Source organism: Streptomyces sp. NPDC047043 (assembly GCF_040644055.1).
Lineage (GTDB): Bacteria > Actinomycetota > Actinomycetes > Streptomycetales > Streptomycetaceae > Streptomyces.
Map to the genome: position 1 here is coordinate 136,793 of NZ_JBEYVO010000016.1, position 15,656 is coordinate 152,448.

The 15,656-nt window shown below is 71.5% G+C and carries 11 protein-coding genes; 6 read left to right on the forward strand and 5 right to left on the reverse strand.

All coding sequences use genetic code 11. The features are described 5' to 3' along the window. Window positions 1–122 precede the first annotated feature (122 nt). The 5 genes from ABZ880_RS25480 (at window position 123) to ABZ880_RS25500 (ending at window position 6,197) form a co-directional block, all read left to right on the forward strand. Complete coding sequence (locus ABZ880_RS25480; protein ID WP_361266920.1) at window positions 123–875, forward strand: hypothetical protein; 753 nt, start codon at window positions 123–125, stop codon at window positions 873–875. 70 nt (window positions 876–945) lie between these two features. After that, complete coding sequence (locus ABZ880_RS25485; protein WP_361266922.1) at window positions 946–1,962, forward strand: phosphoribosylglycinamide synthetase; 1,017 nt, start codon at window positions 946–948, stop codon at window positions 1,960–1,962. Between the two features lie 153 nt (window positions 1,963–2,115). Beyond that, window positions 2,116–5,145 (forward strand): BTAD domain-containing putative transcriptional regulator, encoded by a 3,030-nt coding sequence (locus ABZ880_RS25490; protein ID WP_361266924.1) that lies wholly within the window; start codon window positions 2,116–2,118, stop codon window positions 5,143–5,145. A 125-nt stretch (window positions 5,146–5,270) separates the two neighbouring features. After that, a complete protein-coding gene (locus tag ABZ880_RS25495) occupies window positions 5,271–5,447 on the forward strand; it encodes a hypothetical protein (RefSeq protein WP_361266926.1) in 177 nt (58 codons plus the stop codon). 36 nt (window positions 5,448–5,483) lie between these two features. Next, window positions 5,484–6,197 carry a response regulator transcription factor gene (locus ABZ880_RS25500; protein ID WP_361266928.1) on the forward strand — a complete coding sequence of 238 codons (714 nt, stop codon included), beginning with the start codon at window positions 5,484–5,486 and terminating at the stop codon, window positions 6,195–6,197. A 3-nt stretch (window positions 6,198–6,200) separates the two neighbouring features. On the opposite strand, the gene ABZ880_RS25505 is transcribed toward ABZ880_RS25500, so the two are convergent. The 5 genes from ABZ880_RS25505 to ABZ880_RS25525 are packed head-to-tail and all read right to left on the reverse strand — an operon-like array spanning window position 6,201 to window position 14,495. Further along, window positions 6,201–7,274, reverse strand: a complete 1,074-nt coding sequence (locus ABZ880_RS25505) for an acyl-CoA dehydrogenase family protein (RefSeq protein ID WP_361266930.1) — start codon at window positions 7,272–7,274, stop codon at window positions 6,201–6,203. A gap of 1 nt (window position 7,275) precedes the next feature. Continuing rightward, on the reverse strand, window positions 7,276–8,430 hold the full coding sequence (locus ABZ880_RS25510; RefSeq protein ID WP_361266932.1) for an acyl-CoA dehydrogenase family protein: 1,155 nt from the start codon (window positions 8,428–8,430) through the stop codon (window positions 7,276–7,278). A gap of 10 nt (window positions 8,431–8,440) precedes the next feature. Continuing rightward, entirely contained in the window at window positions 8,441–12,490 is a 4,050-nt protein-coding gene (locus ABZ880_RS25515; protein WP_361267120.1) for an amino acid adenylation domain-containing protein, read from the reverse strand. 5 nt (window positions 12,491–12,495) lie between these two features. Beyond that, the gene (locus tag ABZ880_RS25520) at window positions 12,496–13,620 is read right to left on the reverse strand and encodes a M20/M25/M40 family metallo-hydrolase (protein WP_361266934.1); all 1,125 of its coding nucleotides are present in this window, start codon (window positions 13,618–13,620) and stop codon (window positions 12,496–12,498) included. Continuing rightward, window positions 13,617–14,495 (reverse strand): RimK family alpha-L-glutamate ligase, encoded by an 879-nt coding sequence (locus ABZ880_RS25525; RefSeq protein ID WP_361266936.1) that lies wholly within the window; start codon window positions 14,493–14,495, stop codon window positions 13,617–13,619. Before ABZ880_RS25525 ends, ABZ880_RS25520 begins: the two co-directional genes overlap by 4 nt. 251 nt (window positions 14,496–14,746) lie before the next feature. On the opposite strand from ABZ880_RS25525, the gene ABZ880_RS25530 reads away from it, so the two are divergent. Then, window positions 14,747–15,478, forward strand: a complete 732-nt coding sequence (locus ABZ880_RS25530; protein ID WP_361266938.1) for a sulfotransferase family protein — start codon at window positions 14,747–14,749, stop codon at window positions 15,476–15,478. Window positions 15,479–15,656: the final 178 nt, after the last annotated feature.

The window sequence follows — 15,656 nt, forward strand, 5'->3', positions numbered from 1 at the left end:
CGCCGACGGCGGCGCATACGTCAGACACAGCAGTTGCGCCGGATACGGCAGTTGGATCAGTTACGTCAATGGCGGCAGGGGCGGCGAGAACCGCCGGCCGTCGGACACGGATGGATACGGACATGGGTGAGCGGCAGAGCGACGGCAGTGCCCCCGGCCGTCGGCGCGTGCACCCGGGCGGCACGGTGCCGGGCCCCGAGGACCGCCTGGACGGCCCGCTGCTGGAGACCCTGCTCGCCGGCGCGATGCGCCCGGAGGTCCTCGACGACGAGGCCGAGCAGCGGGCGGTGGCCGCGTTCCGGGCCGCCCGGGACGCCGGGACGCACCGGGCACGCACCCGGCGCCGGGACGACTGGCGGCCGAGGGAGCGGCGCTCGCGCCGCTCCCTGAAGGCCACGTTGGCGCTGGCGCTGGCCGGCCTGACCGTGGGCGGCGTCGCCTTCGCGGCGATCGGCACGGGCGGGCACTCCTCGGACGACGGTCACGCGGCCCGGCAGCGCGAGCACCGGCCGGTCGGCACGTCCGGGTCGGGCTCCGGCACCCCGGACACCCCGGCGACCCCGGACCGTCCGGCCACGGCGAACGACACCGAGGCCCACTGCAAGGCGTACGAGAAGAAGCTCGACGGCAACGGCAAGGCGCTCGACTCGACGGCCTGGCAGCGGCTGATCGCGGCCGCGGGCGGTGAGCAGAACGTGGCCGCCTACTGCGCCGAGCAGCTGGGCCGGGCGACGGCCACGCCTTCGGCGAGCAAGCCGGGCAACAACGACAAGAGCAGCAAGACCGGCAAGGACGGCAAGCCGGAGAGTTCGGCGAAGCCGGAGAAGTCGAGCAGCGGTCAGCAGTCCGGCAAGGACAACGGGAAGAGCAACTGACCCTGCCCCGACACCCTGTGGGGAAGGGAAGGGGAACAGGGCGGGAAGACCGACGTACACAGTGGCGCTTATGTGTGCACACTCCCCGAAGAGCTCGCAGCTCAAGCTGCTCCTGGTGATGCCCAGTCACCAACTCGTGCGAAGAGGAGCCGAGTTGGGGTTCCGCATCTGGTCGGTATGGGATCCGTCACAGCTCGAGGCCGACTTCGCGCCGCGCGTCGAAGAGGTCTCCGAGGAACTGCTGCTCACCGACTTCACCGACGAGACCGGACTGCGCGAGGCCGTCGCGCGGACCGCGCGGCGCCACGGCATCGGCACCGTGCTGCACTGCGGACACGGCAGCTCCGTCCTGCCGGTGGTCCGGGAGGCATGGCAACTGGGCCTGTCTCCGAACCCCCCGGCGGTGCACGAACGGCTCCAGGCCTGCGAGGAGGACGACCGGGTCCCGGCAGAGGCTCCCAGGGTGAGCGTCGAGACGCTGACCGTGGACGGGACCCACCATGTCGTCGGGATGACGGCTGAACGCACCACGGGGCCACCGCACTTCCTGGTGACGGGCTACCTCCATCCGGCGCCGTTGACCGACGACGAACGAAAGATCATCGGGGCGGCGGTCGAGGAGCGGCTGACGGCGTGCGGATACCGCTTCGGCCCGGCTCACACGCAGGTGGCGCTGCTGCCCCACGGGCCGCGGATCGTGTCCTGCCGCGCGCATCTGGGCGCCGACCGCATCCCCCTGCTCGTCGAGATCGCGCGCGGGTTCGACCTGGAGGCCGCGGTCTTCTCGGGCCTCCTGGGCGGCCACCCGGCCGTGCCGAACGCTTCCCGGTACGCGGAGGTCGGCTTCTTCCTGCTGCCCGAGGGGCGGCTGGAGACGTACACCGGTACGGAGGACATCGCCGTGACCCCCTGGGTCCGGGGAGCCCGCTTTCCGTATACGGTCGGCGACCGGATCCCGCCCGTCGGCGACCCACGGGCCCGGCGCGCCTATGTGGTGGTCGAGGGGGAAACGCCGGAACTGACCCGCGAACGAGTCGCCAAGGCGCGAGAGGACCTTGTCGCCGATATCCGACCGGCCACCCGATGACGCGCACCGGGTAGTTATGTTTTCCTTCTGAGCGAGGAGAAGGCACGGGGGACGGGACGCGGGATCGAACATGCCTGGTGCATGGCCTCCGCGAGAGGATCTATTCTCGCGGTGACGTGTGTCCCATCCCCCGCTGACGGGGGGAGGGCAAGGGTGCGGGCCGCGCCATCGATACAAATTGAAGACGAAACAAGTCCCAGGCCGGAATTCGCCGTTCTGGGGTCTTTGGAAGTCCGCAGCGGCAGCGAACTGGTATCGGTCAACGGGGCTCTGCAACGGCGCGTTCTCGTAATGCTGCTCCTGGAGGCCGGGCGCGTCGTGCCCGTCTCCCGTCTGGTGGCGGCCGCATGGAACGAAGAACCGCCCGACAGCGCCGAGCACCAGGTGCGCAAGACGGTCGCCAAACTGCGCAGCCGTATTCCGCACGGCCCCGACATCATCGTCACCGACGGACCCGGATACCGCGCGGTCGTCGACACCGGGGAACTCGATCTGCTGCGCCACCAGAAGCTGTTGAAACAGGCCAGGGAATCGCTGAACACGGGGGAATCGGAGCGGGCCACCGCACAATTGCGTGAGGCGCTGGCGCTGTGGCGGGGGCCGGTGCTGTCCGGTTCCGGCGGCCGTGTGGTCGACGCCGCCTCCACGGCTCTGGAGGAGCAGCGGCTGGGCGCCGCCGAGCAGCTCTACGATCTGTGCATCGACGCGGGCGAGGGCGCCGGGATCACGGGCGAACTGCGGGTCCTCGTCGACGAGCATCCGCTGCGCGAGACGCTGCGCAGCCGGCTGATGCTCGCCCTCTACCACTCCGGCCAACAGGCCGCCGCGCTCGACGAGTTCGCCCGCGCCCGAGAGCACCTCGCCGACGAACTGGGCATCGACCCCGGCACGGAGCTGACCGGACTGCACGAACGCATCCTGCGCCAGGACCCCTCGCTCACCCGCCCGGAACGCGCCGTGTCCCGGGTGCCGCACCAGGTGACAGAGGCTCCGCACGCGCTGCCGTTCGACGTGCCCGACTTCTCCGGCCGCAGCTCCGAGCTGCAGTGGATCTGCGACGCTGCCCGGCGTGCCCCGGAGGGCTCGCCGACGGTCCTGGCCCTCGACGGCATGGGCGGCGGCGGCAAGACGGCACTCGCCGTCCGGGGGGCCCATCAACTCGCCGAGCAGTATCCGCACGGCAGCCTCTTCATCGACCTGCACGGCTTCACACCGGGCCAGACGCCGCTCAGTGCGTTCCAGGCACAGGGAGACCTGCTCGCCGCCGCCGGCATCCCCAGCGAGGAGGTGCCGACGGTCCCGGCGGGACGCGCCGCGCGGTGGCAGTCCTACATGCGGGGCCGTCGGATGCTCCTGGTGCTGGACAACGTCGCCGCCTCGGAGCAGGTGCGGGAGCTGATCCCCGCCTCGTCCGACAGCCTGGTCCTGATCACCAGCCGGCCGCGGCTGACCGGACTGGACGGCGCCGAGTGGCTCTCCGTGGGCGCCCTGCCGGAGCTGGACAGCCACCAGCTCCTGCGCAACACCCTCGGCGCCGCACGCGTCGAGAAGGAGCCGGAAGCGGCCCGTGAGCTGCTGCGGCTGTGCGGAGGGCTCCCGCTGGCGGTCCGGATCGCCGCCGCCCGGCTGGCGAACCGTCCGCACTGGACCGTCCAGCGCCTCGCCGAACGGCTGCGGGACCACGACCGGCGCCTGGACGAACTCACCAGCGAGGGCAGGGGAGTTGCGGGCGCGCTGCTGCTGTCGTACCAGTCCATGCCCCGGGAACAGCGGACGGCCTTCCGGCTGCTGGGGCACCACCCCGGACGCTATCTGGACGCCGAAGAGGCCGCCGCACTGCTGGACACCGATGTCCTGACGGCCGAGGACGTGCTGGAAGAACTGGTCGACGTACGGCTGCTGGAGGCCAGGGAACCGGGGGTGTACGCCCTGCACGACCTGGTGCGCAGCTTCGTGCAACGGGTCGCGCAGGGACAGAAGGCGCCGGAGGACGGGCAGGCGGTGCGGCGGCTGCTGGATCACTACCTGAACACGGCGGAGCGCGCGTGCGACACGCTGTTTCCCGGACGGCGCCGCTTCGGGGACCGCGACGAGAAAGGCCGGGCACGCGACGAGTTCGACCACAAGGACAAGGCGCTCCAGTGGCTTGACCAGCACCGCGAGAGCCTGCTGGCGGCGGTGGACGCCGCGTATCACGAGGGACTGCTGTGGCACGCCGCGCGGCTGCCGCGTGAGCTGGGCTTCCACTCCAGCATCCGCGCCTACGACGCCAGCGCCAACGCGGCGCTGGAGAAGGGTGTCAGCGCGTCGCGACAGCTCGGGGACCGGTCGTTGACCCGGCTGAACCTGATGAATCTGGCCATGGGCAAGTGGCGGCTGGGGCAGTTGAGCGACGCGGTCGCCCGGCTGGAGGAAGCCGTCGACCTGTCCCGGCAGATGGAGGACGTGCACAGCGAGGCGGAGTGCCGGGCCCGGCTCGGACAGGCGTGCAACAGCATGGGGGAGCTGGAACGCGCGCTGCAGCTGTGCCAGGACGCCAACGCGCGGGCGCAGGAACTCGGCTTCACCCGGCTCGACGGCTCCTCCCTGAGCACGCTCAGCCTGGTCCAGGTGCGGCTCGGGCGGTTCGACGAGGCGGCTCGGTCGGCGGAGCGGGCGGTGGCCATCTTCGACTCGATCAAGGAGATCCAGCTCTCCGTGGACGCGCTGAGCAACCTCTCCCAGGCGATCGAGCGCCTCGGCCGCTTCGAGGAGGCGCTCGCCTGGGCCGACGCGGCACTGGAACGGTGCCAGCGCATGAGCATGCCCTCGGTGCTGCCGCTCGTACTCGCCCGCAGAGCCGACGTGCTGGTGCGCATGGGAGAGCTGGCGGAGGCGGCGGACAGCGCCGACCACGCCCTCGCCAAGGCCACCAGCAGCACCGACGACATCCACCGGGCCACCGTGCACCTCTCGGTCGGGCGGGTGCGGTACGCGCAGGGGGACCTGGACACCGCGCAGGCGCAGCAGCTTCTGGCCCACGAGATCGCCTGCCGTATGGAGTTGCGCTACGACGAGGCGTGCGCGCTGTGGGGCCTGGGCCGTACCGCCGAGGCCCAGGGACACCCGGAGATGGCCCGGCAGCACCGCTCGGCGGCGGACAACCTCTTCTCCCTCATGAAGGTGCCGGAGACCGCACGGTGAGGCCTGCGCAGTGCGCGGCCCACCACGCGGGGATCGGGCGGGTGTCCAGAGGGGAACAGGCCGGGAAGACGGATCGGGAGCATCAGCGGAGTCAAAACGGCCTGCCTCTCCAAAGGAGTTCACACATGCGCTTCGCCCCTGTCGCCGCCGCCTCCGTCATCGCTCTCGGCGCCCTTCTGGGGGGACTCACGGCCTCCTCCGACGCCGACGCGTCGCAGACGGTCCAGCAGCGCACCACCGCGTCGGCCCCTTTGACGAACGTGGTCGTTCACGGGACGACCGACAACAACGGCAACGGCTGAACCGCTGGGAGTCGGTCCTTATCGAGGGGGAACACAATGACCATTCGGGTGCTCATCTGTGATCAGTTGCCTGTCATCGCGGACGGTCTCAGGACCCTCCTCGACGCGGTGCCGGACATCGACGTGATCGGCACGACCGACAACGGCATGGAGGCCATCGTCTCCGTGCGCACCACGCGGCCCGATGTCGTCGTCACGGATCTGAGCCTCCAGACCATCTCCGGCCTGGAGATGATCCGCAGGCTCGGCAAGGAGGACGACCCGCCCAACGTCGTCGTGTTCACCGCGTCCGACGCGGACAAGACGGTGAGCGACGTGCTGCACGCCGGCGCGAGCTGTCTGCTCGGCAAGGACGCGAGCCCGCAGGAGCTGATCACCGCGATCCAGGCGGCGGCCGCCGGGCAGACCATGCTCGCGCCGAACATCGCCCAGCGCCTGGTCACCTGGTTCCTCGAGCAGCCGGAGCGACAGGAGTCCGATCTGTGCCCGGAGGTCACCGAACTGACCCCGCGGGAGCGGGAGGTGACCCGGATGGTGGCGCGGGGCATGTCCACCGAGGAGGTGGCCCGCGAACTCATCATCGGTGAAGCCACGGTCCGTACCCACCTCTACCGGGTGCGCACCAAGCTCGGCGTCCGCGACCGCGCCGAGCTCGTGTCACTGGCCTACCGGACCGGGCTCATCCACTCGGCCGGACAGCCCCTCGGTGACGAGAGGCTGGAGCCGGTCATCGGTCTGCGGGCCGGCTGACCGCTACCGCCGCGCCGCCGCCGTGACGAGGGAACCCTCGCCGGCGGCGGCGCGCCGTGCCGTCCGGACCCGGTCTGCGCCGACGATCCGCCACAGTGCGGCGGGATCGCCGTACCGGGCGGACTCGGCCGCGGCCAGCCGGAAGTACCGGTGCAGCCCCAGTTCCGCCGTCATCGCGCGCACCCCGCAGCTCTGCATGCTCAGCCGCACCACCTCGCGGGCGGTCTCGGCGGCCGTCGCCAGCGCCACGACGGGCGCGGTACCGACCTCGTCCGGCTCGCAGTCGACCGCCCAGGCCGCCCGGTACACCGCCGCCCTGGTCGCACGCAACGCCACCATGGCGCGTGCCAACGGGAACGAGACCGCGGGCAGATCACGCAGCCTGCTGCCGAACTGCCGCCGGAAACCGGCATGGTCCACCGCGACCTGGTGCGCGCCCTCGGCGATGCCCAGCAGATAGGCGGCCTGCCGCAGCCGTGCCCGCGCGAGCGGACCGGTGGGCGAGTCGTCCAGCGCCCCGACCACGTCGGCCGCGGTGACCGGCGTGGCCTCGAACCGGACGACCGGCGGCCAACTCCCGCTCCCTGTGCTCCGGCCGGCCGCATCACGCGCCACCGCGACGAGTACCGGCCCGCCGTCCGTCCTGGTGGCCACCAGCAGCGTGCCGGGATCCCCGTCGTCCACCGTGGCCGTTCCGGTCAGTTCCCAGCCGTCCCCGCGCGGGGTGGCGACGACCCCGGTGCCGGTCGGCAGGGTTTCCAGACCGGCCAGTGCCGTGCCGCCCGGGCCGCCCAGGTCGGCCGCCAGCGCGTCGGCCCGGTAGGAGTTGCCGCGTGCCGCGCGGCCGAGTTCCTCGCTGACCAGCGCCCCGGCCGTCAGGCCGAGGCCGAGGCCGCCGGCGGAGGCCGGCCGTTCGAAGTCGGCCGCGCCCAGCTCGTCGAGGACCGTCCGGGCCGGGCCGGACGCCCCGTCGGCCACCGGCGCGCCGTGCACCCCGTCCAGGGCGGGCACCCCGGAGAGGCCCGCGCGCAGTGCCTTGCGCGACTGCACGAAGAGGGGGTCGGGGGTGAGGTCCATGTCAGTGCTCCTCCTGTCCGATGGAGTCGAAACCGGTGGCCATGATCTGGAGCATCACCTCGGAGGTACCGGCCGACAGCGTGAGCCCCGGCGCCTCCCGGAAGGCCGAGTCCAGGGTCAGAGCCGCTCGTGTGCGGTCGGCCCGCTGCTCAGGGGTGGGGATGTCGACGGCCCATGCCGCGACACTCTGGGCGAGTTCGCTGCTGTGGTACTTCGCGACGGCGGTCGAGACCTGGTCGACCCGGTCCGACGCCAGGCCGGTGAGCACCTCCCAGGCGAGGACGTGGTCGGCGGCGAGCGCGCCGTACCAGCGCCCGATCTGTTCGAGCTGCGCATCGTGCGGGTCGTCCGCCCCGCGGTCGACCAGTGCCTCCAGCGCGGCCTCAAGCCAGTGCTCCGCCTTGAGGTAGTAGTCGAGGCCGGTGCGTTCGATGGCCAGTGCCTGATTGAGCAGCGGCCAGCCCTCGTCGCGCGGCCCGAGGAGGTCGTCGCCCGACACCGGCACCGCGTCCAGATCGATCCGGTGGAAGTGCTCGTCGCCGATGCCCGGGATGACCGACACCGCGACACCGGGAGCGTTCATGTCGACCAGGAACAGACTGATCCCCTGGTACTTCCCGGCACCCGGCGTCGTGCGGGCCGCGCACAGCCCGAGGTCCACGAACCGGGTCTTCAGGCTGAACACCTTGGTGCCCGTGATCCGGTGGCCGTCGCCGTCCGGTTGGGCCACGGCCCGCAGCGCGCCGAGGTCCGATCCCGCGTCCGGTTCGGTGTAGAGCACCGAGGCGAAACTCTCACCGCGGGCCATCGCGGGCAGATGCCGACGCTTCTGCTCGTCGCTGCCCGCCATCAACAGGAACTGGCCCACGATCTGGATGGTGTTGACATGCAGGGTGTCCGGCACCCCCGCGCGCACCAGTTCCTCGGCGACGATCGCGGCATCCGTCAGCGGGCGGCCCTCTCCGCCGAACTCGACGGGCCAGTGCACCGCGAGCAGCCCCAGCTTGCCCAGCAGGCGGTAGAGCGGACGCGCGTCCGGCTCGACACCGTCCGCGCCCGTGGCCTCCGCCGCCGCGGCACGCACCTCCGCGGAGCGCAGCGTCCTGCGCACGCTCGCCCGGAACCGTTGTTGTTCCTCGGTGAATCCGAACCGCATGTACGTCTCCTCAAGACGCGAGCGTCGCTTCGACCGCTGCGACGACCCGGCTCAACGCCGGTTCTGTGAACAGGGTGTAGTGGTCGCCGGGCACGCTTTCGACCCGGAACGGACCCGTGCACACCGTCCGCCACTGCTCTTCCATGGCGATGTGCGGCGAGGCGGTGAGCACGGTGACCGGTCCGCCGTACGGGCCCGGTGGCCGGTAGGCCTGCATCGACAGGGCGGAGGACCGGAAGGTCCCGAAGCGGGAGGCCAACTCCTGCTCGGTGAGCTCCAGTTCGACGCCGAGGCGCGTCAGTGTTTCCCCGACGTCGACCACGCCGGCGACCGGGTCGTCGAGGACACCGCGCACCGTCCGGCCGTCGCGTCCCGTGAGCCTGGCGACGTCGTGCACGAACCGCTGCCGTACCGTCGGCTCGTCGAGCGGCTCGGTGTCCTCGTCGTAGGCGGCGTCCAGCAGTACCACCGGCGGCCGCCCTCCGGTCCGCTGCTCGATCTGCCGGGCGACCTCGAAGGCGAGCACACCGCCGTAGGACCAGCCGGCCAGACAGCACGACTCCGGCAGGCCCCTCTCGACCAGGGCCTGCGCGATCCGGGCGGCGGTCGCCGCCATCGCGTCGTGCGGGGCCACGGCGGCGTCCTGCGGATCGGCGGAGAAACCGATCACGCCGAGGTCCTCGCGCAGCGCCCGGACCAGCGGTACGTAGCAGAACAGTTCACCGCCCGACGGGTGCAGCAGGATCACCTGCGCCGGGCCCGACGAGCGCATCACCACCGGTGCCCGTTCGTCGAGCGGATCGTCGTCGTCGCGCCGTGCGGCGCGCACGGAGTCGACGGTGGCGGCCAGGTGCGCGACGGTGGGGGAGACGAAGAAGTCACCGAGCGAGATCTCCACCCCGAACCGGCGGTTGATCGCCGACATCAGCTGAACGGCCTGGAGACTGTTGCCGCCCGCCAGGAAGAAGTCGTCGTGCACGCCGAGCCGGCCGTCGTGCAGCAGGGGAGCGAGCACGTCGCGCAGCAGCCTGCGCTCCGTCTCGGTGAGCGTCTCGTCGCCCGGTCCGTCGTCCGTACGCGTCAGGTCCGGCGCGGGCAGCCTGCGCCAGTCGACCTTGCCGCTGCTGGTGATCGGCAGCTCGTCGAGCACCACGAAGTACGACGGGATCATGTACGACGGCAGGAGCGTGCCGAGATGCTCGCGCACCGACGGCACCTGCTGCTCGGTGACGCCCGTCAGGTAGCCGACCAGGTGCTTGGCACCGGCGTCGTCGGTCCAGGGCCGTACGCTGACCGGCCCGATCCCGGCGAAGCCGGTCAGCGCCGACTCCACCTCGCCCAGTTCGATCCGCAGCCCGCGGATCTTGACCTGCTGGTCGAGCCGGCCGAGGAAGACCAGCCGTCCGTCCGCCAGCCGCTTGACCAGGTCGCCGGTGCGGTACAGCCGGCCGCCGGGCGCGGTGCCGAACGGGTCGGTGACGAACTTCTCCGCGGTCAGCTCCTCCCGGCGGAGATAGCCGCGCGCGAGCCCGGCACCGCCGATCACCAGCTCACCCGGCACACCGACCGGCACCTGGCGAAGGTCACCGTCCAGCACGTGCGCCACATGGTTGGCCATGGGCAGACCGATCGGCGGCGAGGCCTCCCAGGTGCCCCCGCACTCCTCCACGATCATCGTCACCGTGCACTCGGTCGGCCCGTAGCCGTTGAACAGCCGCCTGCCCGGGTTCCACCGGTTCACCAGCTCACCGCTGAACGCCTCGCCGCCGACGAACGCGATCCGCAGGGCGGTGAACCTCTCGGGCGCCAGCAGCGGCATCACGGTCGGGGGCAGGTCGATGACGGTGATGCCGGCCCGTTCCATCAGCGACTGGAGCCGGTCCACGGACAGCCGCTCGTCCTCGGTCGCCAGGTACAGCCGCGCTCCGGTCAGCAGCGCCGAGAACGTCTCGAACACGGAGACGTCGAAGGTCACCGAGGCGAACCCGAGCACCCGGTCGGCCGGCGTCAGATCGAACAGGTCGCGCGTGGAGTCGACGAAGTTGACGACGCCTCGGTGTTCGAGCAGCACGCCCTTCGGCCGGCCGGTGCTGCCGGAGGTGTAGATGACGTACGCGACTTCGCCGGGCTTCGCGGCGAGCGGCGGGTTCCCGTCGGGCATCGCCGCCAGTTCCTCGCGGATGTCGTCCAGCGTCACGACGGGCGCGGCGACCTCGCTCACGGTCCCTGCGACCTCGGCGTGTGCGATCACCGCGCCGACCTCCGCGTCGGCGGCGATCTCCGCGACCCGGGCGGGAGGGTGTGTCGTGTCGAGCGGCACATAGGCCGCGCCCGCCTTGAGCACCGCGAGCATCGCGGTCGTCACGTCCACGTTCCTGCGCAGGCACAGGCCGACCCGTGAGCCCGGCTCGATGCCCTGCGCGCGCAGCAGGGCGGCGAGCCGGTTCGCGCTGGCGTTGAGTTCGGCGTAGCTGGTCTCGACACCGGCGACGACGACCGCCACGCTGTCCGGCGACTCCTGGACGCGCGCCTCGAACTCCGCGACGACGGTGGATTCGCGGATCGGCCGCATCGGCCCCCTGCCGACCTCGGCGAGGAACTCCTTGTCCGCCGGGCTCAGCACCTCCGCGGCGGACAGCGGGGCGTCCGGCGCGGACGTCAGGGTGCGCAGCAGTCCGTCGTAGTGCCCGGCGAACCTGGCGATGCTGTCGGCGTCGAACAGGTCGGTGTTGAACTCGATGTGCAGCAGAGCCCCGGCCCCGGTGACCGACGGCCGCGTCAGGCTCCAGCTCATGTCGAAGCGGGAGGCTCCGGACGGGACGCGCTCCTGCGATGCGACGAGACCGGGCCAGCCGGCCGTGGGCACGCCCTCCGTGCCGAAGTCCTCCGCACCGAAGACGATCTGGAAGATGGGTGAGCGGGAGGGGTCGTGGACCGGGTTCACCGCGTCGACCAGCTGGTCGAACGGCAGCCCGCCGTGCTCGTCCGCCTCGGACGACACCCGCGCGACACGCCGGACCAGCTCACGGAAGGTCGGGTCGCCTGAGACATCGGCGCGCAGCACCCGCATGTCGGTGAAGAGTCCGACGACGGAGGACAGTGCGTCGTGCGAACGGCCCGCGACCGGCGAGCCGATCACCAGGTCCTCCAGGCCGGAGTAGCGGTGCAGCAGGGTGAAGAAGGCGGCGGCGAGAACGTCGAACGGGCTTGCGCCTTCCTTCCGGGCCAGCTCCCCGGCCCGCTCCCATCCCTCGTGCCCGACCGTGAAGTCGCCGCTGCCGCCGGCGAAGGTCCGGCTGTCGCCACGGGGACGGTCGGTCGGGAACTCCAGCACCTCGGCGCCCGCCAGCCTGTCCCGCCAGTAGCCGCCCAGCTTGTCCAGGTCACCGCCGTCGAGCCGGCCGTGCTGCCACACCGCGTAGTCCGGGTACTGCACTTCAGGACCGGACAGCCGCGGCGCGTCGCCGTCGCACGACGACCGGTAGCACTCGGCGAGTTCCCGCAGCAGGACCTCCTGCGAGCGGGCGTCGCACACGAGCCGGGGGATGTCGAGCAGGAACAGGTGATCGTCCTGCGCCACCCTGATCAGCGTCGCGCGCCACATGGGCGTCCGGCCCGGGTCGAAGGGCGCCCCGGCCCGCTCCCGGACCAGCGCCCGCGCGGCGGCGAGCCGCTGCTCGTGGTCGTCGCCCGGGGCCTCGACCAGCGGCAGTTCGACCGGGACCGCGGTGGCGACCACCTGCATGGGGCGGCCCTCGCGTGCCACGATCGCGGTCCGCAGCGCCTCGTGCCTGGCCACGACGCCGGCCAGCGCCGAGCGCAGGGCGCTCACGTTCAGCCCGCCCTGGAGGCGCAGGCACAGCGGCACGTCGGAGGCCGGGCCGTCCGGGGCCGGGCGATCGAAGAACCGGAGCGTGCGCTGCGCGGGCGACAGCGGCGCCGGACCCGAGTCACCGCGCGGCGTCGGACCCCGCCGGGCCGCGGCCGCCATCTGCTCCCTCAGCCGGGCGAGGAACCGTTCGCGGCGCTCCGCGGGCAGCGCGGCGAGGCGCTCGGTCATGCCGGTCACCTGAGACTCCTCACGGGCTGCGGCGCGTGGGCCGCCGGGTCGTCCGGGCGGACGGGCAGGTGTGCCAACTCCGAGACGGCGATGGTCAGCACGTCGATGCCGCGCATGTAGTCCGACAGCAGGATGTGCTCGTCGTCGGCGTGGTCGAGGCTGCTGTCGCCCGGTCCGTAGGTCGCCATCGGGATGTCCCAGACCTCGGCCAGGGTGTTCATGTCCGAGGTGGCCGTCTTCACCACCAGCCGTGGCTGTGCGTGCAGTTGCCGGACACCGGACACCAGCGCGCGGACCGCCGGGTCGGCCCGGCCCACCCGGCAGGCCGCCACCGAGTTCAGGACTTCGAGGTGGCCGGCCGGCAGCCGGTCACGCAGCTCGCGCACCAGCTCGTCGACGTCGAATCCCGGCGGGACACGGACGCTGAGGTCCGCCGTCGCCGTGGTCAGGTCGGCGTTCAGCCGGCACAGCGTCGCGCCCGGCCGGTCGAACGCGCCGTGGCTCGCATCCGGACCGAGCAGCTCGACCAGCGCGTCCCAGCAGGCGACCGCCAGTTCGGACGCCTTCGGCACCGGGTTGCTCGGGTGCGTGGCAGGACACTTGACGGTGTAGCGCAGGTCCAGCTTGCCCTTGTAGCCGAGCACCACGCTCGACCAGCCGCTCGGTTCCCCGATGATCAGCGCGTCCGGCCGGTCGTGGGTGGCCCGGATCGCCATCGCGCCGCGGGAGCGAGGGGTCTCCTCCTCGACGACGCCGATCACCACGATCCGCCCGCGGAAGTCCACCGCGCCGGCCGCCGCGCAGATCATCGCCGCGAGCGGTCCCTTCGCGTCCACCGAGCCCCGGCCGTAGAGCCTGCCGTCCTCGGAGCGGACCGGGACATGGCCCGAGACGGTGTCCATGTGCCCCAGCAGCATCACCGTGGGGCCGACGCCGCGTTCGATCACGCCGACGACGTTGCCCACCCCGTCGATGTGCGCCTGGAAACCCAGGTCGCGCATCGCCTCGGCCAAGTAGTCGGCCAGCGCGCGCTCCTGGTAGGACGCGGAGGGGATCTCCAGCATCTTGCGCAGCAGTCCGAGGGCGTAGGTCTCGGTGACGCTGCCGGACGAAGTGAACGCCCAGTTCATCGTTGCGCTCGTTCCAGTAGGTGGTCGACGATGTGGTCCGCGACATCGACCCGGTCGCCGAGTGCGGATTGGAAACCGGTGAACTCGACCCGGTGGTTGACCTCCAGGACCAGCAGCCGGCCGTCGCGGTCCTCGATCAGGTCGACACCGGCGATGTCGGCGCCGACCGCGGCGGCCGCGTCGAGGGAGAGCTTGGTGATCTCCGGGGTCACCTCGCACGGCCGGGTCTGCCCGCCGAGCGCCACATTGGTACGCAGGGACTCACCGGTCCGGTAGACGGCGCCCAGCACCTGACCACCGACCACGATCACCCTGATGTCCCGTTCGGGCTTGTCGATCAGCTCCTGCACATACCCGAGGTGCGACTGCGGGCCGGGCAGCGCGGCGACGTACTCGAGCACACCCTCCGCACTGGCGCGGTCGGGCAGTTGAACCACCAGCCGGCCCCACGAGCCGACCAGCGGTTTGATCAGCGCCGGGTAGCCGATGGAGTCCAGGGCGGCCAGCGCGGCCTGCGGAGTGAGGCCGAGCGCGGTGCGCGGCGTCGGCACCCAGGCCGCCTCCAGGGCCATGGTGGTGCGCCATTTGTCGCCGCACACTTCGGTCGCGTCCGCGCTGTTGACCACCTCGACTCCCGCCGCGGTGAGGCAGCGGGCCGCGTACGCGGCGCGGACCTGGCCGATCTCCCGGTTCAGCGCGAGACCCCAGGGCAGGCCACGCCGCCCGGCCAGGAACCACTGCCGACGCGTGTCGACGTGGTCGTAGGGGACACCGCGTCGGTCGAAGGCGTCGAACAGTCGTTTCTCGTCCGCGCCGACCCTGCTGGCGAGCACCGCGATCCTGCGGTCACCCGGGCGCTCTGGTGTCGCTGACACGTGACCTCCGTATTAGAACCACTGATTGACCGGACGGAATGACCGGCCTGCCGCGTGATAAGGAAACTACGAGCACGCCTGCACCGTGTGCGTCCGCGACAAGTTCAGGTACGGGGACGTGTTGCGTTTACTTCCCCCTGCCACGGCTGCGAATTCTGATTACCCGGCTCGGACGGCCGCCGTGTCACTCTTGACCGGATTCGAATACCCGTCGAATTAGTTCACTGCACGCCAAGGAAGAGGGGGAAATCGTGGGGCACAACCCGGAGCGGATCCCGGTACTCGCCATGTGGAGCGCGCCGCGCTGCCGCTCCACCGCGTTCGCGCGGATGATGACGGAGCGGGGCGACCGCGTCGTCGTGCACGAGCCGTTCTCCCAGGTCGTCGACTTCGGTGAGGTGGAGGTCGCCGACCGGGTCGCGCACAGCGAGCAGGACGTGCTCGCGGCGCTGCGTGCCATCGCGGCTCAGCAGCCGGTGTTCTTCAAGGACACCACGGACTTCCACTACCCGGCGCTGCTCGCCGACGAGGCCTTCCTCTCGGCCGCGACCCACACGTTCATCATCCGTGACCCGGCCGAGGCCATCGCGTCGCACCACGCGCTCAACCCGGTTCTCGGCCGCGACGAGATCGGCTTCGCCCGGCTGTACGAGATCTTCACCGCCGTGGAGGCCGCCACCGGCACCGCGCCGGTCGTGATCGACTCCGACGACCTGCTCGACCGGCCGGCCGAGACCGTGCGGGCGTACTGCTCGGCGGTGGGCATCCCCTTCCTTCCGGAGGCGCTGAGCTGGCAGCCGGGCATGCGGTCGGAATGGCAGTCGACCAGCAAGTGGCACAAGTCGACGAGCGAGACCGCCGGCTTCACGCGCGGCAGGAGCGGCGGAGCCGAGGCGGTCGCCGCGGACCCGGTGCTGCGGGCCTACCGCGACTACCACCAGCCGTACTACGAGAAGCTGCGCGCCGTCGCGCTCCAGCCGTGACCGTCGAGGTAATCACGGTGCGGACGAAAAGTTTGGACGACCGGGCTAGGTTCGAAATGCAAAACGGTGCTTCAGTGAGGTGGGTCACTTGACGGGCATTTCGGTGTCCTCCGCCAGAACAAGGTTGTGCGATCCGGTCGACATTTCCGGCCATCGCAACAACACGGCGATCTCCGCG

Bases quoted from the DNA above. Each gene is read 5' to 3' on its own strand.
- ABZ880_RS25480 (WP_361266920.1), top strand. From the start codon at position 123: ATGGGTGAGCGGCAGAGCGACGGCAGTGCCCCCGGCCGTCGGCGCGTG.
- ABZ880_RS25485 (WP_361266922.1), top strand. From the start codon at position 946: ATGTGTGCACACTCCCCGAAGAGCTCGCAGCTCAAGCTGCTCCTGGTG.
- ABZ880_RS25495 (WP_361266926.1), top strand. From the start codon at position 5,271: ATGCGCTTCGCCCCTGTCGCCGCCGCCTCCGTCATCGCTCTCGGCGCC.
- ABZ880_RS25500 (WP_361266928.1), top strand. From the start codon at position 5,484: ATGACCATTCGGGTGCTCATCTGTGATCAGTTGCCTGTCATCGCGGAC.
- ABZ880_RS25505 (WP_361266930.1), bottom strand. From the start codon at position 7,274: ATGGACCTCACCCCCGACCCCCTCTTCGTGCAGTCGCGCAAGGCACTG.
- ABZ880_RS25510 (WP_361266932.1), bottom strand. From the start codon at position 8,430: ATGCGGTTCGGATTCACCGAGGAACAACAACGGTTCCGGGCGAGCGTG.
- ABZ880_RS25515 (WP_361267120.1), bottom strand. From the start codon at position 12,490: ATGACCGAGCGCCTCGCCGCGCTGCCCGCGGAGCGCCGCGAACGGTTC.
- ABZ880_RS25520 (WP_361266934.1), bottom strand. From the start codon at position 13,620: ATGAACTGGGCGTTCACTTCGTCCGGCAGCGTCACCGAGACCTACGCC.